At 71.3% G+C, this 18,552-nt stretch carries 19 protein-coding genes; 7 read left to right on the top strand and 12 right to left on the bottom strand.

Annotated elements, in window-relative coordinates:
- Positions 1–6: 6 nt before the first annotated feature.
- The 5 genes from DC008_RS00160 to DC008_RS00140 form a co-directional block, all read right to left on the bottom strand.
- Positions 7–1,344: an STM4012 family radical SAM protein gene (locus tag DC008_RS00160; protein WP_108705116.1), complete on the bottom strand. Its 1,338-nt coding sequence runs from the start codon at positions 1,342–1,344 to the stop codon at positions 7–9.
- Positions 1,341–2,156, bottom strand: coding sequence for an STM4013/SEN3800 family hydrolase (locus DC008_RS00155; RefSeq protein ID WP_208646077.1), 816 nt, complete (start codon positions 2,154–2,156; stop codon positions 1,341–1,343). Before DC008_RS00155 ends, DC008_RS00160 begins: the two co-directional genes overlap by 4 nt.
- Positions 2,157–2,221: 65 nt before the next feature.
- Positions 2,222–3,412 (bottom strand): STM4014 family protein, encoded by a 1,191-nt coding sequence (locus tag DC008_RS00150; protein WP_108705114.1) that lies wholly within the window; start codon positions 3,410–3,412, stop codon positions 2,222–2,224.
- A 50-nt stretch (positions 3,413–3,462) separates the two neighbouring features.
- Entirely contained in the window at positions 3,463–4,422 is a 960-nt protein-coding gene (locus tag DC008_RS00145; protein ID WP_108705113.1) for an STM4015 family protein, read from the bottom strand.
- A gap of 352 nt (positions 4,423–4,774) precedes the next feature.
- Positions 4,775–5,440 (bottom strand): nitroreductase, encoded by a 666-nt coding sequence (locus DC008_RS00140; RefSeq protein WP_108705112.1) that lies wholly within the window; start codon positions 5,438–5,440, stop codon positions 4,775–4,777.
- Between the two features lie 160 nt (positions 5,441–5,600).
- Here DC008_RS00140 and DC008_RS00135 point away from each other — a divergent pair, with 160 nt between their 5' ends.
- Positions 5,601–6,251: an FMN-dependent NADH-azoreductase gene (locus DC008_RS00135; protein ID WP_108705111.1), complete on the top strand. Its 651-nt coding sequence runs from the start codon at positions 5,601–5,603 to the stop codon at positions 6,249–6,251.
- 298 nt (positions 6,252–6,549) lie between these two features.
- Here DC008_RS00135 and DC008_RS00130 read toward each other — a convergent pair whose 3' ends face one another.
- Both DC008_RS00130 and DC008_RS00125 read right to left on the bottom strand, forming a co-directional pair.
- A complete protein-coding gene (locus DC008_RS00130) occupies positions 6,550–7,035 on the bottom strand; it encodes a MarR family winged helix-turn-helix transcriptional regulator (protein ID WP_108710486.1) in 486 nt (161 codons plus the stop codon).
- A gap of 131 nt (positions 7,036–7,166) precedes the next feature.
- Positions 7,167–7,508: an STAS domain-containing protein gene (locus tag DC008_RS00125; RefSeq protein ID WP_108705110.1), complete on the bottom strand. Its 342-nt coding sequence runs from the start codon at positions 7,506–7,508 to the stop codon at positions 7,167–7,169.
- Between the two features lie 565 nt (positions 7,509–8,073).
- On the opposite strand from DC008_RS00125, the gene DC008_RS00120 reads away from it, so the two are divergent.
- Positions 8,074–9,009, top strand: a complete 936-nt coding sequence (locus DC008_RS00120; protein WP_108705109.1) for an SDR family NAD(P)-dependent oxidoreductase — start codon at positions 8,074–8,076, stop codon at positions 9,007–9,009.
- Between the two features lie 61 nt (positions 9,010–9,070).
- A complete protein-coding gene (locus tag DC008_RS00115) occupies positions 9,071–9,727 on the top strand; it encodes a TetR/AcrR family transcriptional regulator (RefSeq protein WP_108705108.1) in 657 nt (218 codons plus the stop codon).
- A 72-nt stretch (positions 9,728–9,799) separates the two neighbouring features.
- Here the strand turns inward: DC008_RS00115 and DC008_RS00110 are convergent, their stop codons facing one another.
- Together DC008_RS00110 and DC008_RS00105 are read right to left on the bottom strand one after the other, a co-directional pair.
- On the bottom strand, positions 9,800–10,975 hold the full coding sequence (locus DC008_RS00110; protein WP_108705107.1) for a PP2C family protein-serine/threonine phosphatase: 1,176 nt from the start codon (positions 10,973–10,975) through the stop codon (positions 9,800–9,802).
- Positions 10,972–12,549, bottom strand: coding sequence for a sensor histidine kinase (locus tag DC008_RS00105; protein ID WP_108705106.1), 1,578 nt, complete (start codon positions 12,547–12,549; stop codon positions 10,972–10,974). Before DC008_RS00105 ends, DC008_RS00110 begins: the two co-directional genes overlap by 4 nt.
- Positions 12,550–12,674: 125 nt before the next feature.
- Here DC008_RS00105 and DC008_RS00100 point away from each other — a divergent pair, with 125 nt between their 5' ends.
- From DC008_RS00100 to DC008_RS00085, 4 genes are all read left to right on the top strand, one after another.
- Positions 12,675–13,037 carry a hypothetical protein gene (locus DC008_RS00100; protein ID WP_235071339.1) on the top strand — a complete coding sequence of 121 codons (363 nt, stop codon included), beginning with the start codon at positions 12,675–12,677 and terminating at the stop codon, positions 13,035–13,037.
- Positions 13,038–13,040: 3 nt separating this feature from the next.
- A complete protein-coding gene (locus DC008_RS00095; protein WP_108705104.1) occupies positions 13,041–13,475 on the top strand; it encodes a response regulator in 435 nt (144 codons plus the stop codon).
- A gap of 220 nt (positions 13,476–13,695) precedes the next feature.
- Positions 13,696–14,280, top strand: coding sequence for a sigma-70 family RNA polymerase sigma factor (locus DC008_RS00090; protein WP_108710485.1), 585 nt, complete (start codon positions 13,696–13,698; stop codon positions 14,278–14,280).
- Positions 14,277–15,026 carry an anti-sigma factor gene (locus DC008_RS00085; RefSeq protein WP_108705103.1) on the top strand — a complete coding sequence of 250 codons (750 nt, stop codon included), beginning with the start codon at positions 14,277–14,279 and terminating at the stop codon, positions 15,024–15,026. Before DC008_RS00090 ends, DC008_RS00085 begins: the two co-directional genes overlap by 4 nt.
- A gap of 252 nt (positions 15,027–15,278) precedes the next feature.
- On the opposite strand, the gene DC008_RS00080 is transcribed toward DC008_RS00085, so the two are convergent.
- From DC008_RS00080 to DC008_RS00070, 3 genes are all read right to left on the bottom strand, one after another.
- Positions 15,279–15,932: a fasciclin domain-containing protein gene (locus tag DC008_RS00080; protein ID WP_108710484.1), complete on the bottom strand. Its 654-nt coding sequence runs from the start codon at positions 15,930–15,932 to the stop codon at positions 15,279–15,281.
- Between the two features lie 101 nt (positions 15,933–16,033).
- Entirely contained in the window at positions 16,034–17,665 is a 1,632-nt protein-coding gene (locus DC008_RS00075; RefSeq protein ID WP_108705102.1) for a molybdopterin-dependent oxidoreductase, read from the bottom strand.
- A gap of 109 nt (positions 17,666–17,774) precedes the next feature.
- Positions 17,775–18,488, bottom strand: coding sequence for an NIPSNAP family protein (locus tag DC008_RS00070; protein WP_108710483.1), 714 nt, complete (start codon positions 18,486–18,488; stop codon positions 17,775–17,777).
- Positions 18,489–18,552: the final 64 nt, after the last annotated feature.

Below are 18,552 nucleotides of genomic sequence, written 5' to 3'. Positions count from 1 at the left end.
CGGACGTCACTTCCTCTCGTAGGCGGCCATGGCGGCGCGCACGGCGGGGGAGAACAGACGCGGACCGATGGCATCGGAGTGTGCGAGGCCCTCGGGTGTCAGCCGCAGGCGGGCGACGGTGGGGTCGGTCAGCCAGCCGCGGTACGCGAGGGCGTCGAGTTCGGCGTCGAAGTCGTCGGCGGGCAGGGAGCCGAAGCGGGCGCGGTAGTCGGCGGTGTCCAGGCCGTCGGCCTGAAGGAGCGACTGCAGCAGGTGGCGGCGGCGTGCCTCGCGGGGGTCGATGCGGTAGCCGACCGCCGCGCGAGAGAAGTCGGTGGTGGCGACGTAGTCATCGATGATCCCGCGGATCTCGTGCATGCCGACGGCGTAGTCGAACGAGTAGTGCAGTGCGGAGGTGTAGGAGCGGGCTCCGCAGCCGAGGCCGATCATGCCGTCGGTCTGGCAGGCGTAGTCATCGGCGCCCTGCGGCGGGGCGTCGGCCCGGCGGAACATCCGCATCGACTGCTGAATGTACCCCTGGGCCAGCAGGTGGTCACGGCCCGAGCGGTACAGTCGCAGCCGCTGCTCGTCCCACTCCGGGTCGCAGCCCGAGTCCGGGCGGTGGCGGTCCAGGCCGGTCAAGGGGCGGACGTAGAGGGGGTACAGGTAGAGCTCCTCCGGCCGCCAGGTGAGTGCCGCGTCCAGCGAATGCAGCCAGGTCTGCTCGGTCTGGCCGTCGATGCCGTAGATGAGGTCGATGTTCAGCACCGGTATGGCCGCGTCGCGGATGCGGCCGAGGGCTGCCTCCACGTCGGCACGGCGCTGCGGACGGACGGCGGCCCGGGCCTCGGAGTCGACGAAGCTCTGCACGCCGAGGCTCAGCCGGGTGGTGCCGCGTTCGGCCAGCACGGCCAGACGGTCGGAGGTGGCCGTGGCGGGCGAGGCCTCCACCGACAGCGGTATCGCGCGCAGGTCGGCGCCCATGCGGTGCTCGGCGATGTCGCAGAGCCGGTTCAGTTCCCGGGCGGTGAGGAAGGTGGGGGTGCCGCCGCCGAAAGCGGCGGTGGCGAAACGCGTGCCGTCGCCGTCGCCCAGCGCGTCGCGCACGGCCGTCGCCTGTCGCTCCAGGGCGTCGAGGTAGGCGCCGGTCAGTCCCTCGGGGGCGCCGATGCGGGTGAAGAGGTTGCAGAACCCGCAGCGCACCTCGCAGAACGGGATGTGCAGGTAGAGGGAGAGCGCGCTCTTGTCCTCCGTCGCCCACAGGGACGTCAGCGACGGCCGGTCGGGCAGGGGCCGGTAGGCGGTCTTGTGGGGATAGGCGTAGACGTAGTGCTGGTAGGGGCCGGTCGGCGGGGCGGTGGTCATCGGGCGGCCTCAGCGGGGTCGAGGAGGAACTGGGCGTACGGCACGGTCCAGACGCACTCGTGGCCGAGCCGGTGCCCGGTGTAGCCGTCGTCGCCGTAGGCGGTGCCGTGGTCGGAGCAGACGATCGCGAAACAGCGGCGCCGGGAGCTCGCGGCCGCGAACAGCCGTCCGATGTGCCGGTCGACGTACTCCAGGGCGGCGGCGTGGCTGGCACGCGTGTCACCGGCCTCCCGGGTGGCGCCGGGCAGGTGGAACCAGTTCGGCTGGTGCAGTGCCGAGACGTTGACGAAGAGGAACAGGCGTCGGTCCGTGGGCAGTCGGGCGACGACCTGCTCGGCACACTCGACCTGGTTCTCGAACGAGTGGGGTGAGGTGACGCCGAACTCCGGTTCCCAGTGGGATTCCTGGAACAGGCCCGGCAGCACCGAGCCCAGCGGGCCCAGCTTGTTGAAGAAGCCCACCCCTCCGATGCACACCGTGTGGTAGCCGGCCTTCGCGAGCCCGCCGACGAGGTCCGGGGTGTCGTAGACGAAGGTGCCTTCGGCGGTGGTCTCGCTGCCGGCGAAGCTCGCCGCGAAGAGCCGTGGATGCGGCCCGGGCGCCGCAGGGGTGGGCAGGAAGCCGGCGAAGATCGCCTGGTGCGAGGCGTACGTGAAGCTGCCCGGCGCGTGGCGCTTCTCCCAGCGACCACCCGGCAGATGACGCGCGAGGTGCGGGATGCGGCCCGCTGCCGCAAGTTCCTCGGCCACGTCGTGGCGCAGGGTGTCGAGGGTGACGAGGAGGATGTCGTACTCGCCGACGATGTCGTTCATGTCGGGCTGGGTCATACGGTGTTCCTGTTCTGTACGGGTGCGGCGGCCGTCGGGGCCGGGCGGTGTCACCTCGGCCGGGCGGACGCACGCGGGGCACCCGCCTGCGTCCCGTTCGGGTGACCGTGCAGTGAGGAGGCCGCAGCTGCCGCCGACCGGGGGACCTCGGGGCGGGCGGGTCCGCGCAGCACCGCCGCGACCTGTGCGCCGTAGGTGTCCAGGCCCTCCGCGCCGCTGCCGGGCAGGCCGGTGAGACCGGGCAGCAGATCGCCGAAGGCGTTGACCTCGCCCACGACCATCCGGCGCCAGCCGACGGCCGGCAGCAGGTCGACGCCGACGCACAGGGTGCGCGGAAAACACGCGGCCGCCCGCTCGCAGACCTCCAGCACCTCGCTCCAGCGGCCGCCCGCCGCCACGACGGCCGCACGGGCCGCGTCGAGGTCGCCGCGGCGACCGCCCAGATGGAGGTTGGTCAGGGGCGAACGGCTGGTGCGCACCACGGCGTGCGTGGCCCGGCCGGCCACCACGACCACCCGGAAGTCGGTCGCGCGGCCCTGCTGGGACGCCTTGGGCACCCACCGCTCCAGGTGCAGGCCGTCCGGGGCGAGGGCGTCGACGACGGCGGCGACGTCCCGCTCGTCCTCGTAGCGGCGCAGCCTCAGGGAGTTGTACAGCCGGCCGTCCGCGGTCACCTCGACGGACGTGGTCGCCCTGATCCGGCCGCCGCCCGCCTCCACGGCGAGGACTCCGGACGCCGACGACCCGTGGGCGGGTTTGACGAACAGCCGCGCCATCCGGTGGGTACGCATCAGCGTCCGCACGTCGTCCCAGCCGCGCACCGGGGCGCCGTCCGGTCCGGAGGTGGGGGAGAAGGGCACCGGCACGCCCGCCGCGTCCAGAACCGCGTGGCAGCGGCGCTTGTCGAACAGCACGGACACCTCGTCCGGGTCGTCCAGTCGGACGCCGCCGCGCAGACTGCGCAGCGCGGCCGTGAACCCGGCGTACCAACGCGCCGATCCCTCCACCCGGGTGGGTTCCGCAGCGCCCCGCAGCATGCGGTCCACCTCGGGATCCTCACCGGGGGAGTCGACGCGGACGATCTCGCCGGGGGCGAAGCGGGCGCCTCCCCGGCGCAGGACGTCCGTCCACGGCACCACGCGGGGGCCGGGCAGGCCCGCCGCGCGCACCGCGTCGGCGAACAGCGTCACGCGGCGGTTGCCGGGATTGCCGACCACCGCGAAGCGCACACCGGCCGCCACCCCCGTGGTACCCGTCGTCCCCCGCTGCCCCGGGACGGGGCCGTCCGTGCTCACTCGCCGACGGAGACGTAGCGCCAGACAGTGCCGCCCTCCTCGGTCTCCTCCTCCGCGTCGTCGCGGTCGAGGTCGACCTCCACACCGGCCGGCTCCAGCGCCTGCCGCACCCGCTTCTCGAAGGCCGCGCTCAGGTAGTGGTGGTGCAGGTCGAGCTTCTTCAGATGGGTCAGCGGCTGACCGCTCAGCAGCGCCTCCGCGCCCTCGTCGGTCAGCACGCCCATGGACAGGTCCAGGACCTCCAGGCGGGCCACGACGGGGGCGGCGGCGACGGCCGCGGCCACCGCGTCCTGCATCTCGCTGTTGCGCAGGGCCAGATGGCGCAGGCGCGGCAGCCGGGCACCGGACAGGATCGGCTCCAGGTCGGCGGCTTCGCTGTCGCCGCCGTAGTCGGGCGTGCCCAGCCACAGGTCGAGGTGCTCCAGCGCGGGCAGGTCGCCGGCGCCGATGCCGCGCACCACCGACGCGGGCAGGCCGCCGGTCTCCACGACGAGACGGCGCAGCGCGGAGTGCTGCCCGACGGTGAAGCCGAGGCCCGAGCCGCCGCGCACGCCGAACTCCTCCAGGGCGGGGAAGCCGGTCAGGAGCGGTGCGACATCGGTCTGGTTGATCCAGGAGATCTCGCACTCCTCCATCACCATGTCGCCCAGGAACAGGGCGCGCAGCGCGGGCAGCCGGTCGCGGGCGGCCAGCAGGGCCTCGATGACCTCGGAGGGGTCGGACTCGTAGGCCTCCTCCCAGGCGCCGACGATCAGGGCGCGCACCCGGGTGGTGTCGACGGTCTCGCAGAAGCGGGTGAACGCCGCGGTCCAGCTCTCCTCGGAGTCGTACACGTCCGCGGAGATCCGCCAGGCGACGGAGTCCGGCTCGGGCAGAGGGCCGGCCGGGGTGCCAGGGCCCGGGAAGGCGTGAGCGGGCAGCCGGTACAACTCGTGCAGGTGGTCACCGATGGTCATGCGGCTGCTCCTGGAAGAAAGGGTGTGCGATCCGTGATGCCGCAGTTCTACCAACCGCCACTGACAACACAGGACGGTGGGGCGGCCTTCGGGACTGCGGGCGCCCTCTGCGGTCGTGGTCAGGAGGCCGGTGGGCGGTGCACCCGGCGGTGAGCGCCCCGCATGGGCGGATGGCCTCCCGTGTGGTCATCTCTACGCCGGCTGCGTGATCCGTGGCGCGAAACCGCCGTTCAGCCGGTGTGCACCCGTGGGCGGAGCGCCCGGTCCGGTTCCGCCGCGCGCAGCACCTCGCGGGTGCGACGTTGCGGCACTCAACCGGCTTCGCCCCGCCGCCGCGGGGCGGTTCACCGGCTCAGTCGTCGAGGAAGGTGAGGGTTTCGCCGAGCGGGGCCCGGCCTGTGCGGGGGGACTGCGTCGCGGTGTCCTCGTACCCGATCGACATGCCGCAGAACAGCATCAGTTCGTCCGGGGGCCTCAGGATCGCGGCGACGGTCCGGTGGTACTTCGCCCACGCCATCTGGGTGCAGCTGTGCAGCCCTTCCGCGCGCAGCAACAGCATGACTGTTTGCAGGTACATGCCAATATCGGACCACTGGGCGGGGCCCAGATCGCGGTCGATGTAGCAGAACAGCGCGGCCGGCGCCCCGAAGCACTCCCAGTTCGCGGAGGCGGCACGCTGGCGCGCCTCGGTGTCGTGGCGTGGGATGCCGAGTGCTCCGTAGCGCTGCTCGCCGAAGGCGGCCCGACGCTCACGGTACGGCGACTTGAGGTCCGGCGGGTACTGCTGGTACTCGGGCTCGTCCCAGGGATCGCCCACCGCCAGCCGTTCACCGGCGCGCTTCTTGAGCTCGGTCAACGGTGCGTCGGTCACGGCGTAAATGTGCCAAGGCTGGAGATTGGAAGCGGATGGCGCCCAAGCGGCGGTCGCGAGCACACGCTCCAGCACCTCCCCGGGGACCCGTCGGCCGGTGAATGCACGCACCGCCCGTCGACTCGTGACCGCCTCGTAGACGTCCACAAGTGCCTACCTCCTCTGTTCGGCTGGCTTCTCGGCGTTCTCGGCGCCAAGGTCGTTACGTTCGCGATCGTATCACTCGATACTTTCTCGTGCTTAACTAACTCGGAGCACCGAGCCGTGTCCCGAGTACGCCTCGGGTCCGAACGTATGGAGAACACCTGTGGCCACCCTGCTGCACATCGATTCGTCCGTCTTGCCGGGAGAGAGGTCCGCGTCACGCGCGATCGCGATCGCCTTCCGCCAGGCATGGCAGGACCAGCACCCCGCCGGTGTGGTGATCCACCGCGACCTCGCCGCCGATCCCGTTCCCCACATCACTGCCGACGCCTGGTCCGCCGGGTACATCGCACCGGCCGAGCGGACCCCGCAGCAGGCGGCCGCGTTCGCCGCGCGGCTTCGGTTGATCGAGGAACTCGAAGAGGCGGACGCCGTCCTGATCGGCGCCCCCATGCACAACTTCACGATCCCCTCGACCCTCAAGGCATGGCTGGACGCCGTGCTCCTGCTCGGCCGCACGGCAGGGGAGAAGCCCTCGGCCGCGGGCACTCCGGTCGTCGTGATCGCAAGCCGGGGCGGTTCCTACGCGCCGGGAACGCCGCGCGAGGGCTTCGAGTTCGTGAAGAACTACCTGGAAGCCGTCCTCAAGGACACTCTTCGTCTCGATCTCGACTTCATCGTTCCCGAGCTCACCATGGCTCCACGCAATCCCGCCATGGCGGATCTCGTGCCTCTCTACGAAGCCTCCCGTACACGCGCTTTCGAGGAGGCGACCATCAAGGCCAAGGACCTCGCGAAGCGCCTGGCGGCCTAGGTCGTGTCCGCAAAGTCCCGCCTGCCGCCCGGTGTCCGGCACGCTCCCCCAAGCTCTTCGAGCAGGGGGGACCCCCACTCGCCGCACCGGCCGCCCACCCGCGTACAACCAGTACGCGGGAGTCCGCCCGGCACACCGAGAGCACGCACCGGACACCGCTCGGCCCGCCCTACGGGCGAACGACGGGACTTTGCGGACACGACCTAGCCCTCGAGTTCAAGTGCCGCGCGCAGTCCAGGGGCAGAGGGCGTACGGGGCTTCGATGCCCGTGGAGGAGTACTTCGGCGCGCCGGCGGGCTCACGCCTGGTCGGCGGCGGTGCCGGTGAAACGGGTCAGCAGGTCCGTCAACTGCTCGGCCTCACCGGGCATCAGACCGCCGACCAGGTCCTCGGCCAGGGGGCGGGCCGCCCTGTGGGCCGCGTCGAAAAGCTCCATGCCCTCGGGCGTGATCTCCACGGCTCGGGCCCTCCGGTCCCCGGGAACGGCGCGGCGCACGGCCAGCCCCTTGCGCTCCAGGTCATCCACCACGCGCATGACGCCCGCCTTGTCGGACCCGGTCGCGGTCACCAGGTCCCGCTGGACGGTGGGCCCTTCGTTGACGAGGACGATCAGGACGGCGAAGTGCCGCAACTCGATGCCGAGCGGGCGCAGTGCCTCACCCATCACAGCGGCCGCGTGCCAGTGTGCTCGGCGCAGGAGCAGACCCAGTGCGAAAGGGGACTGGTCCCCAGGGCGGTCGGTCGCGCGCGGGGCGGCAGTGCCGCGAGGAGTGTCGGCGGGCATGAGGACCACCCTACCGGCGGACATTTCACTCGATACGGTTTCACTCGCGACCAAGTGCGCCGCCTCGCCGCTCACCTTGACGGGCGGCGGGCGGCTCGGCGTGGGTGGTGGGCCGCCGTGCTGGTCGGGCCTCAGGCCGCCGTGAGGGGCTGGCTGGAGGGAAGAAAGTCATCCCAGTGCATCGCGGGGAAGAGTTCGTCGGCCAGTTGGAGCATGTGCAGGGGCTGCGGGCCCAACCCGGTGACGGTGAGGGTGCGACGGGCGGTGCGGCATGCCTGGCGCTGCTGGTCGAGCAGGTGGAGACCGGCGACGTCTATGTAGCCGGAGTGCTCGAAGTCCCACGTGAGGTGGGTGACCGTGAGCGGCAGCTCGCTCGAGGCGGCGGTGAGCAGGGCGGGCAGGGCGTCGTGGTCGACGTTCCCGCTCGGAGTGATCACCGCGGTGGCGCCGTGGTCGGTCGTGGTGATGAGCATGTGGGCGCTTCCCCCTTCCGGGGGGTTGTGAGTCCGTCGGCGTGCGGCATCTGTTTCAGCTGCCGTCGTGCCGATGGCGGGTCCCGGTTGCCCGTGGGGAGGGCGATGCCCGGTGGGCCCGTGGACCGGCCTCTCGTGCATGTCACCGAGGACCGGTCAATCTCCTATCCGCCCACTGTCCCACAGCGCACCCCCGGTCCGACAGGCCGTGGCCGCAGGGAGACATTCGCAACCCCCTGCGTGCCGGGTCTCTGCGCGCCTCGCCTGACTGTCTCCGCTTCGACTGGATGATGACGTTTTCGTCCTAACGCACGGCAGATGCTGCGCGGCTTCGGTTGTTGCCGGCCCGTCATCGAGATCTGCGGCTCGACCCGCTTCGCCCCGCGGCCACCCCTGACGCCTGACGGCGTACCTCTACCTCCAGCAGTGCCTTTCGCGCCGTCCGGCGTCGCAATACAGAGTATCTGAACATGCTGTATGGTTAATAGGGAAATGACGTCGGACCGTCGAGCGCACACCCGTCCCCGGCACCGTGACGACGGCCCCCTCCAGGCAGGACACAGCTATGACGCCGATAACCACTCCCTTCGGGATGCGCGCGACCGCCGCCGAGGTGCTCGATGGAGTCGACCTGCGCGGGCGGCGGATGATCGTCACCGGTGGGTCCTCCGGGCTCGGCCTCGAGACGGTCCGCGCGCTCGCCGGGGCCGGCGCAGAGGTGACGATCGCCACCCGGAACCCCGACGCGGCCAGGTCTCTCGTCGACGAATTCCCCGGCACCCGGGCGGCCGCGCTCGAGCTCGGCGACCTGGATTCCGTCCGTGCCTTCTGCGACTCCTGGGAAGGGCCGCTCGACGGCCTCGTCGCGAACGCCGGCGTGATGATGCTCCCGACCCGGCAGGTCAGCGCCCAGGGCTGGGAGTTGCAACTCGCCACGAACTACCTCGGTCACTTCGCCCTGGCCGTCGGCCTGCACTCCGCCCTGAGGAGCGCGGAGAACGCTCGCGTCGTCGTGGTCAGCTCCGGCGCACAGCTGCGAGCCGGGTTCGACTTCGACGACCCGCAGTTCGAAGAGCGTCCCTACGACCCGTTCGTCGCCTACGCGCAGTCGAAGACCGCCGACGTGCTGCTGGCCGTCGGGATCAGCCGGCGGTGGGCCGGGGACGGCATCACCGCCAACGCCTGCGCTCCCGGCTGGATCCACACCAACCTCGCCCGTCACCTCGACGAGGCCACCCTGCGAGCGCTCGGCGCGCTGGACGAGGACGGCAACCTCGTCACCCCGGACTATTACAAGACCCCGGCACAGGGCGCCGCCACGAGCACCCTCCTGGCTGCGTCCCCCCTCCTCGACGGCGTGACCGGCCGGTACTTCGAGGACAACCAGGAATCCGAGATCGTCGACGGCGGGCCCGACGTGATGGCCGGTGTGGCGAAGTGGTCGGTGGACGCCGACGCCGCCGACCGGCTGTGGGACTACGCTCTGCCCGTGGTGCGCTGATCCCGCACTCCGCCGCACCCCGCGGAGCGCACGCGCCCGAGGACGTACGAGAGAGATCTTGATGAGACCCGTCACACGACGCCAGGCCGACCACCACGCCGCACGCTCGGCCGCGACGGTGGCCCAGGTCATGTCCACTCTGCACCGGCTCCTGGAGTCCGGCGAAGCCTTCTCCGAGATCAGCGTCCAGCGGATCCTGGAGGAGGCGGGCGTCTCCCGGGCCACGTTCTACGCGCACTTCCAGAGCAAATCCGACGTACTGGTCAGGCTCACCGACGACCTGAGGGAGTCGCTGCTCGCGCACGCCCGGCAGTGGAACCCCGCCGCCGGGCCGGACGCGCTCGCGCACTTCTTCGAAGACGTGATCAAGACGCACCGCCTCCATCAGAGCCTGATCAGGGCGGTGCGCGAGGCCGCCGCCTACGACCCGACGGTGCACGACTTCTACACGGCCGACCTCGAGGGCTTTGAGGCGAACGCCCTGCGGTCCCTGCTCGCCGACCAGGCGGCCGGACTCGCCCCGCCCGACCTCGACGCGGCCTCCGCCAGCCGCATCATCGTCTGGGGAGGCGCACAGGCGATCGCCCACCACATCGGCGTCGACGACGGCAGCGGTGACCGCGCCTTCGCCCGCGAACTCGCCCGGATCTGGTGGCACGGCGCCTACCGACGCCCCGGAACCGACGGCGCCGCTGAGGCGGACGCGGCGGTCGGCTAGCCGAGAACCGCCGTCCTCGCTCCCCCCGCACCGGGTGGTGCCGCCGGCGGGGGAGCGGCCGGCGGGCCGGCCTTATGCGAGATCCCAGTCCAGGCGGAGGATGGCGAGATCGTCCGTGTGCCGGTTGGCGTTGAGGGCGCGGGTCTCGACGATGAGCGCGTCGAGGTGGGCGCCGGGATCCGCGGTGCGGAGCGTGTCGAGGATGCCGAGCAGGCCGTCGACTCCGAGCCGGGTGCCGGTGGTGCCGGCGAAGCCCTCGATGAGGCCGTCCGTGTAGGCGAGCAGAGCTCCGCGCGGAGGGAGGGAGAAGGTGGTCGACGGCCACTTGCCCAGGCCGGGGGCGACGCCGAGGGCGACTCCGTGGGCGGCGGTCACCTCGCGGGTGCCGGCGCTGGTCAGCAGCAGCGGTTCGTGGTGGCCGGCCAGGTGCAGGGTGCACGTGGCGGCGGTGGGGTCCAGGGTGATGAGGGTGCAGGTGGCGAACAGGTCGTGGCCGGTGCGCTCGGCGACATGTATGCGTTCCAGCAGATGAAGCAGTTGCTGGTCGCGATGGCCGCCCAGGGTCAGCGCGCGCCAGGCGATGCGCAGGCACACTCCGAGGGCCGCGGCGTCCGGGCCGTGCCCGCTGACGTCGCCGATGACGGCGTGGACCTGGCCGTCGTCGGTCTGGACGACGTCCAGGAAGTCGCCTCCGAGCAGTGCCTGTGCCCGGCCCGGGTAGTAGCGGCTGGCGGCACTGACGGTGGCGGAGGTGAGAAGGGGCTCGGGCAGTAGTCCGCGCTCCAGACGCGCGTTCTCCTCGGCGCGGAGCTGCCCGATCTGGAGGGCGGCACTGGCCTGCTCGACGTGCTTTCGTTGGACGGCGTAGCGCACCGCGCGCTGCATCAGGTCCGGTGCGACCTTGCCCTTGACGAGGTAGTCCTGGGCCCCCGCGGCGAGGGCTTCGACCCCGGCCCTGGGCTCGGCCAGGCCGGTCAGCACGATGATGGCGGCGGTGTGGGTCTCCGGCTGGAGCGCCTGGACGGTCTCCACGCCGGAGGCGTCGGGCAGGTGCAGGTCCAGCAGGACGCAGTCGACCGGCGTGCCGGCGAGCGTCCCCCGGGCTTCGGCGGCCGTGCGGCAGCGGATCAGGCTGTGGGGCAGGTCGGTGTCGTAGAGGAGCTCCTCGACGAGAAGGGCGTCCCCGTCGTCGTCCTCCACCAGCAGGATGGTGTACTGCTCGGCACCGCCCGCTCTGTGGTCGCTCACGGCTGTGTCTCCCCCTCCGGCACCGTCGGAGCGTTCGCGGGGACGGGGAGGGTGAAGACGACGCGTGTCCCCGGTTGGTGGTCCGGGTCGATGGTGATCGTCCCGTCGTGGAACTCCACGATCTTCTTGCACATGGCCAGGCCGATGCCGGTGCCGGGATAGGCGTCCTTGGTGTGCAGCCGCTGAAAGAGGATGAAGACCTTCTGCTGGAACTCCGGTGCGATTCCGATGCCGTTGTCGCTGACGGCGAACTGCCATACGCCGTCGACGACGGCGGCGCTGATGTGGATGCGCGGTGTCCGTTCGGGACTGCGGAACTTGATGGCGTTCGAGAGCAGGTTCTGCCAGAGCATGGTGAGCTGGGTGGTGTCCCCGGCGATGGTGGGCAGCGGGTCGCTGGTGATCTCGGCGTCGCTCTCCTCGATGGCCACGCTGAGGTTGCCCAGGGCGTTGTCGAGCACGCTCTGCAGGTTCACGGTGCGGTGGTCGTTGTGCACACGGCCGACGCGGGAGAACGCCAGCAGATCGTTGATGAGGATCTGCATGCGGTTGGCGCCGTCGACGGCGAAGTCGATGTACTGGTCGGCTCGTTCGTCCAGCTGGCCCCCGTAGCGCCGTTGCAGGAGCTGGGTGAAGCTGGACACCTTGCGGAGCGGTTCCTGCAGGTCGTGGGAGGCGACGTAGGCGAACTGCTCCAGCTCGGTGTTCGATCGCTTGAGGTCCGCCGCCTGTTCGTCCAGCAGCGTGCGGGACTCCTCGCTGGATTTGAGTTCCGCGACCAGGCGCCGGCGCATCAGGTCCACGTCGGCCGCCAGCCGGCGCAGGTCGGCCGGGCCCGCGCCGTCCAGGGAGCGGTCGAAGCGTCCCTGTGCGACGTCACGGGCCGACGCGCCGAGCCGGGCGAGCGGAGCGGTGATGCCGCGGCGCAGGCCTTCGAAGATGAGCACCGTGACCAGGACGATGACGACGGCGATGCCGGTGAACATCCAGTTCCGTACGGTCATGGCCGTGCGCAGCTCGCGGCTGACCTCGGTGCGCCGGTCCTGGAGGTGGGCCTGCTGGCGCGTCATGGCGGTGCGCAGGCGGTCGAAGGTGGCCTTGCCCTCCGCCGTGCGCTTCTCGGCCGCCTCGACCACGTCGTTCGGAGCCGCTGTCGACACGGGGCGGGCTATGCGCTCGTGCCAGGTGCCGGCCAGCGCCTGCACCTCGGCCAGATCCTTGAGGCCCCCGTCGTCGCCTGCCAGCAGGGGCTTGAGCTTCCCGAGGGCGGAGCGCTCGTCCGCCACGCCCTGTCGGTAGGGAGCCAGGAAGTCCTTGCTGCCGGACAGTCCGTAGCCGCGGATACCGGTCTCCTGGTTGACCAGTGCTTCCTCCAGCCTGATCGAGGCGATCAGGGCAGGGGTGCGGCGATCGACCACCTCGTCGGTCAGCTGTGATGTGCGCCACATTGCCCAAACGCCCAGTGCCCCCAGGACGGTCAGCACGGACAGGGTGACCGAGACGCCGACCCGCAGCCAGCGGCGGGTGGTCCAGGCGGACAGGGCACCCTCGGCGGGCGACGGCCTTCTGCTCATCGCGGTTCGAATCTCTCCCTCAAGCAACGACTCGCGCCACGACATCTACACGCGACACGCACACCGTACCGGTGACATGACAACGGACGTTGTCCCGGGGGAGATCAAAGCCCTACGCTGCTGTCATGTCCAGATCTTCTTCCACCGCGGCTCCATCGGACGGGGAGACGACCGCGCTGGTGGCACAGGTGGTCGACGAACTCACCCGCTGCATGGCGCAGCACAGCGGCGACCTCCCGGCTGACTTCGCCCGGACCACCGGTCAGGCCCGCCAGGGCGCACTGGCGCGCCTGCGGGTCCTGGCCGGCGTCAAGGAGTGCGTCCGGCATCTGGAGGACCAAGCGGCCCACGCCGCAGCCGCGCACGGCGCCGGCTACCCGGAGATCGGTCAGGCCATGAACATGAGCCGGCAAGGAGCCCGGCGCCGCTGGCCGGGCCTGATCACCAGCAACACACCCCATCGCACCCCCCTACCCCGGAGCTCGTGAACCATGGCTGCCGCCGCCGCAACCCATCCCTACGACGTGCTGTTGGTCGAGGACGACGCCGCCGACGCCCTGCTCATCCAGGACGCCCTCACCGAACGCGGAACCCGCAACATCACCCAGGTCTCCGACGGCATCGCGGCCCTGGAATTCCTGCGCGACCAGAGCAACGAGCGTCCCGACCTCATCGTGCTCGACCTCAACATGCCGCGGATGAACGGGCGGGAGTTCCTCGCCGTCGTGAAGGAAGACCCGGAGCTGCGCACCATCCCCGTCGTGGTCCTGACCACCTCGGCCGCCCCTGACGACGTCACCGGCGCCTATCACCACCACGCCAACGCCTACGTCACCAAGCCCGTCAACCTCGACGAGTTCGAAGCGGCGGTCCGCAGCATCGACGCCTTCTACCTCGACATCGCCGTGAAGCCCCCCAAGGCGTAACCGGCCGCGCACCACCCGTTCGTGAGCCTCGGCCTGCTCGCGAACGGGTGCTCGCGAGGTGCGTCGGCCATGTGTATCCGCACCGGCCGCCCACGGCCTCGCGGCGAGCGCACGACACCCGGATCGCGCCGCCTTCGCACCCACGGGACCAATCCCCGGCTCGAGCAGCCTCGGATTACGTGGGGCCGTTCGGCCCCCACCGCCCCCTGGGAGAGCCATGGTGAAGGAACCCGTATACATCGGCAGCAATCCGACAGTTCAGCCCGATCTGCAACAGCTCGTCCACGAGGTGGCGCTGGGTGATCAGGAGGCCTTCGCCACCGTCTACGACGCCGTGGCCGGCTCCGTGCTCGGTGTCGCGCGAGCCGTGTTGCGCGATCAGGCCCAGTCGGAAGAGGTGGCGCAGGAGGTGCTGGTCGAGGTCTGGCGCACCGCCCCGCGTTACCGGCCCGAGCGGGGCACGGCCATCAACTGGATCCTCACCCTCGCCCACCGGCGTGCCGTGGACCGCGTCCGCTCGGTGGAGGCCGCGGCCGCTCGCGACACCAAGGCCGCGCTGCTCGCGCATCAGCCGGCCTACGACGAGGTGATCGAGCAGGTCGAGAACCGGCTGGAGCAAGAACAGGTGAGGCGCTGTCTGCGGACCCTGACGGAGTTGCAACGCCAGTCGGTCACGCTCGCCTACTACCGCGGCCTGACCTATCGCGAGGTCGCCGAAGTGCTGTCCCTGCCGATCGGCACGGTGAAGACCCGCCTGCGGGACGGGCTCATCCGCCTGCGCGACTGCCTGGGGGTGACCGCATGACCACCGCCGATCTGCACACGCTGACCGGCGCCTACGCCGTGCACGCGCTGCACGACGAGGAACGCGCCGCCTTCGAGAGCCATCTGGACGGGTGCGACGCCTGCCGGCAGGAGGTCGCCGAGTTCACCGCCACCACCGGACGCCTGGCCCGGACCACCACGGTGCGCACGCGCCCCGCCATGCGGGAGCAGGTCCTGCAACGCATCACCGGCGTGCGACAGGTCTCGCCCGAGACCGCGCCGCCGGAGCGCGCGGGCGGCGGCGTCCGGCGAGGACGGCGACCGGCCTGGTGGGCCCTCGCCGCCAGCGTGGCCGCTGCGGCCACCTTCGGCGGAGCGGCCGGGTGGCAGCACGAACGTGCCGAGGACGCTCAGCACCGGGCCGCACAGGCCGAGCGGCGCGCGGAGGACCTGGCGGAAGTACTGGCCGCGCCCGACGCCACGATGCGTTCGGCGCGGGTGGGGGGCGGCGCGGGCACGCTGGTGGTCTCGGTCCGCCGGGACCGGGCCGTTTTCGTCAGCTCGGACATGCCCGCACCTCCGCGGGGCAAGGTGTACCAACTGTGGTTCTCCGACGACGGGAAGATGCGTTCGGCCGGCCTGATGGATCCCGACCGCAGCAGCCAGGCGGTCCTCATGCAGGGCGCGGTCCACGGGGTCTCGGAAGTCGGTATCACCGTGGAGCCGGCCGGTGGATCGAAGCAGCCGACGTCCGCGCCGGTCGCCCTGCTCGCTCTGCCGACGTGAGGGCGCGCGTGGGAAGCCCGGCGACGCGGCGGGCTTCCCACGCGAACCGTCCGCGCTGTCGCGGTGCGGCGCAGTGGGCGCACGGCCGGTGCGGGAGACCGGGGGTCGTCGGCCGCGAGCGCGGAAGTGGCGTGGGGCACCCGCCCGGTCCCGTTCGACGGGCGCCGGCGGATGCCCCGGTGGACGACGCGCCGCCAGGCCGGCCCGGTCAGGACGACCGGGCCGGCCGGGCGGCCGCGGCTCGTGGTGGCGTCAGCTCTTGGGCATGAGAACGGTGTCGATGATGTGGACCGTGGCATTGGCGGTCGTGACGTTCCCGCAGACGACCTTGGCGGATCCCTGGACGGTGTAGGACTCGCCCGAACCGGAGGTCATGACCTTCGACTTCTCCAGGGTGTCGAAGGAGCCGTTCTCCAGGTCCTTCGGCGTGAGCTTCTGACCGACGACGTGATAGGTGAGGATCTTCGTCAGCATCGCCTTGTCGTTGAGGACCTTGTCGAGGGTGGCCTTCGGGATCTTCCCGAAGGCGTCGTTCGTCGGCGCGAACACGGTGATGCCCTGCGCGTTGTTGAGGGTGTCGACCAGGCCGGCCTTCTTCACCGCCGTCACGAGGGTGGACAGAGCGGGGTTGTGGGAGGCCGCCGTGGCGACGGGGTCCTTGGCCATGCCGTCGAAGGAGCCCGCCCCGTTCTTCGGGACCGCCGAACAGGCCGGACCGAACGGCTCCACGTTGCTCGCCGTCGAGCCGCTCGACGCGTCGCCGTTCCTCGTGGCCGAAGCCTTCGCGCGGTCGGAGGAGTCGGCCTTGTCCGAGTCGCTGCTGCCGTCGGAGCAGGCGGCGAGAGCGAGGGGAAGCACGGCGGCCGCGGCGAGAAGACCGGTGGCACGGCGGATACGGGTGTTCATCATGTCCTCCTGTTGGACGGTGCAGCATGACGAGGCTGCGCTGGTGTTGGTGTGGACAGTGGTTCGAAAGAGGGCTCGCGGGCCCTGTGCGGGGCGGGCGGTCACTCGACGGTCACGACGACCGAGTGCCAGCCGCTTGCGCCGTCGGGGATCGTGCGGGTGCGCTCGGCGGTCTGCACGGCACCGGTCCGGTCGGTGGCGCGTACGGTGAGCGTGTGGCCGCCCCTGGTGGCCTTCCAGGGCAGGGACCACTGGCGCCAGGTGTCGCGCGTGTCCTGGGCGGCCAGGTCGGCTTCCCGCCAGGGACCGTCGTCGACGCGGACTTCGACCTTGCCGATGCCACGCCCCTGGGCCCAGGCGACGCCGGCGATCATCACGGTGCCGGACGCGGGCCGGGCGAAGGGCTTGGGGGTGTCGATCCGCGACCCGGTCTTGATCGGGGCACGGCGGGCCCAGCCGCGCCGGACCCAGTAGGGGTCATAGGAATCGAAGGTGGTGAGCTCGATGTCCTTGATCCACTTGCAGGCCGAGACGAAGCCGTACAGGCCGGGGACGACCATCCGGACCGGGAAACCGTGTGCGAAGGGCAGCGGCTCGCCGTTCATGCCGAGGGCGAGCATGGCGTCCCGGCCGTCCATGACGTCCTCGACCGGGGTGCCGATCGTCATGCCGTCCACCGACCGGGACACCAGCTGGTCCGCCGGCCCTCCCCGGGACGGAGGCTCGACCCCGCATTCGGCGAGGAGGTCGGCCAGGCGTACGCCGATCCAGCGCGCGTTGCCCACATACGGGCCACCGACCTCGTTGGAGACGCAGGTGAGGGTGATGTCCCGCTCGATGAGATCTCTGCCCAGCAGATCGTCGAAGGAGTAGCGGGCCGGGCGGCGTACGCCCTTGCCATGGATACGCAACCGCCAGTCGCCGGTGTCCACTCGGGGCACCACCAGAGCGGTGTCCACCCGGTAGAAGGCCGAGTTGGAGGTGACGAAGGGACTGATGCCACGGACTCGCAGCCCCGTTCTCCCGGAGGCGGATCGCGCCGGTGATCCGGGAGCGGGCAGCACGATCGCGTCGCGCGAGGCGATGGAGTCCCGGCCGCGCGAGGACTTCAGGGACCGCCCGACCGCGCCCACGGCAGTGGAGACCGCCGCCGCGGACACGGCCCCGAGGACGAACCCCCGCCGGTCCCAGCCCACGGACGGCGGCGGACCGGCCTCGGCTCCCGTCACCGCCGACGGGCGTGTGGTCGCTGACGACCGCGCCACCGTGGTCAGGCGGCCCGCCAGCGCGTACAGGAGCAGGGCTCCGGCCGCAGCTCCCCCCACGGACGGGAGTGCGTCCGTGAGACCGGTGGAGTCGGGACGACGGACGGCGGCCGCCGCGCCGACGCCTCCGAGGAGGAGGATCCCGGCGGCCGAGACGCGACGAAAACGCAGCGCCAGCGCACCCGAGGCCAGCGCCAGCGCTGTCAGGACGGCGAGGATGCCGAGCTGCAGCACGAGCTTGTCGTCCGTGCCGAAGCGACGGACCGCCCAGTCCTTGACCGCGGCCGGCGTGGCGTCGATGGACGCGCCGCCCACCGCGACGATCGGGCCGGCCTGCGGCCGCGCCAACCCTGCCAGCAGATCGGCCACCGCCAGCGCGGCGAAGCCGGCCAGCACCCCGCCCAGCGCGCCCAACGCACTACGGGGCCAAGGGGTTCGTACCCGCTGATCCTTCTCGTCGTCCCTCACGCCGGGAATCCGGTTCCGTTCGCCCCGCGGATTGGTCCCAGACCTGATCAGGTGAAAAGGAATTCAGGACCAATCAGCCCGGCGTTCCGCTACGGATTACCCGAAGGCGTCAGGAGAGGAGCGAGCGGCCCGTGGGCCTCAGCCGGAGCACCCGAGGTGCGGCCGTCTGCTCTCGCTCGATGTCCGGCAGGATCTCGTCCCGTACGCGGGGACGGGCCCGGACATCGGCGAGATGCCGCAGGTACGCGCTCTCGTCGGGGTACGAGGCGAACAGCACGGCGACGTTCTCCCCGGCGCGAACCGGCAGCCTGGGGAATGTATTGGGTGCGGGCTCGGTGATCAGGGGACCGAGCGGCGCCGGGCCCGTCTCGAGGAGAGCGGGGAGCAGGCCGTCCCGGATCCGTGCGATGCCGTCGTCTCGCCCCGGCGGGAAGGACCACACGGTGGCCGCGACGAACCGTTCGGGCGACGGTGCGCCGATCGGAGGCCTTGCCCGGGAGGAGACGGCGAAGTTCGTGTCGGCCGAGGAGGGGCGAAGAAGAAGGACGTCGTCCGAGTCGATCATGGCGTCGTTCGCCCGGGCGCCGTGCCTGGCCCAGACAGGTCCGCCGTAGAAGGCGGTGAGGGCGCGATGACGCGTCGTCATGTCCCGGAAGCCGCGCAGCCAGACGAAGCGGTCCGGATCATCGACATCCCGGAATTGGCCGAGCACGGTCATCCCGGCCTCCTCCTGCGACTCGACGAACTCCCGGTCGAACAACTCGACGAAGTCGTCGCGCCGGCCGGGACGCAGCGTGTACTGCCGGAGCTCGATCACGGACATGCGGTCTACGAGGTGGGGCGGGGACGGGGGCACAGGGGTCTCCAGTCGTTCGTCCTGGGGCGGG

It is taken from the genome of Streptomyces nigra, assembly GCF_003074055.1.
In the GTDB taxonomy this organism is placed as follows: domain Bacteria; phylum Actinomycetota; class Actinomycetes; order Streptomycetales; family Streptomycetaceae; genus Streptomyces; species Streptomyces nigra.
The sequence above is the reverse complement of the archived record's forward strand: the minus strand, read 5'-3'. Positions and strand labels throughout refer to the sequence as shown.

Coding starts and splice junctions, on each gene's coding strand:
- DC008_RS00160 (WP_108705116.1), bottom strand. CDS start 1,344: ATGACCACCGCCCCGCCGACCGGCCCCTACCAGCACTACGTCTACGCC.
- DC008_RS00155 (WP_208646077.1), bottom strand. CDS start 2,156: ATGAACGACATCGTCGGCGAGTACGACATCCTCCTCGTCACCCTCGAC.
- DC008_RS00145 (WP_108705113.1), bottom strand. CDS start 4,422: ATGACCATCGGTGACCACCTGCACGAGTTGTACCGGCTGCCCGCTCAC.
- DC008_RS00130 (WP_108710486.1), bottom strand. CDS start 7,035: ATGCCCGCCGACACTCCTCGCGGCACTGCCGCCCCGCGCGCGACCGAC.
- DC008_RS00125 (WP_108705110.1), bottom strand. CDS start 7,508: ATGCTCATCACCACGACCGACCACGGCGCCACCGCGGTGATCACTCCG.
- DC008_RS00120 (WP_108705109.1), top strand. CDS start 8,074: ATGACGCCGATAACCACTCCCTTCGGGATGCGCGCGACCGCCGCCGAG.
- DC008_RS00115 (WP_108705108.1), top strand. CDS start 9,071: ATGAGACCCGTCACACGACGCCAGGCCGACCACCACGCCGCACGCTCG.
- DC008_RS00105 (WP_108705106.1), bottom strand. CDS start 12,549: ATGAGCAGAAGGCCGTCGCCCGCCGAGGGTGCCCTGTCCGCCTGGACC.
- DC008_RS00100 (WP_235071339.1), top strand. CDS start 12,675: ATGTCCAGATCTTCTTCCACCGCGGCTCCATCGGACGGGGAGACGACC.
- DC008_RS00095 (WP_108705104.1), top strand. CDS start 13,041: ATGGCTGCCGCCGCCGCAACCCATCCCTACGACGTGCTGTTGGTCGAG.
- DC008_RS00085 (WP_108705103.1), top strand. CDS start 14,277: ATGACCACCGCCGATCTGCACACGCTGACCGGCGCCTACGCCGTGCAC.
- DC008_RS00080 (WP_108710484.1), bottom strand. CDS start 15,932: ATGAACACCCGTATCCGCCGTGCCACCGGTCTTCTCGCCGCGGCCGCC.
- DC008_RS00070 (WP_108710483.1), bottom strand. CDS start 18,488: ATGTCCGTGATCGAGCTCCGGCAGTACACGCTGCGTCCCGGCCGGCGC.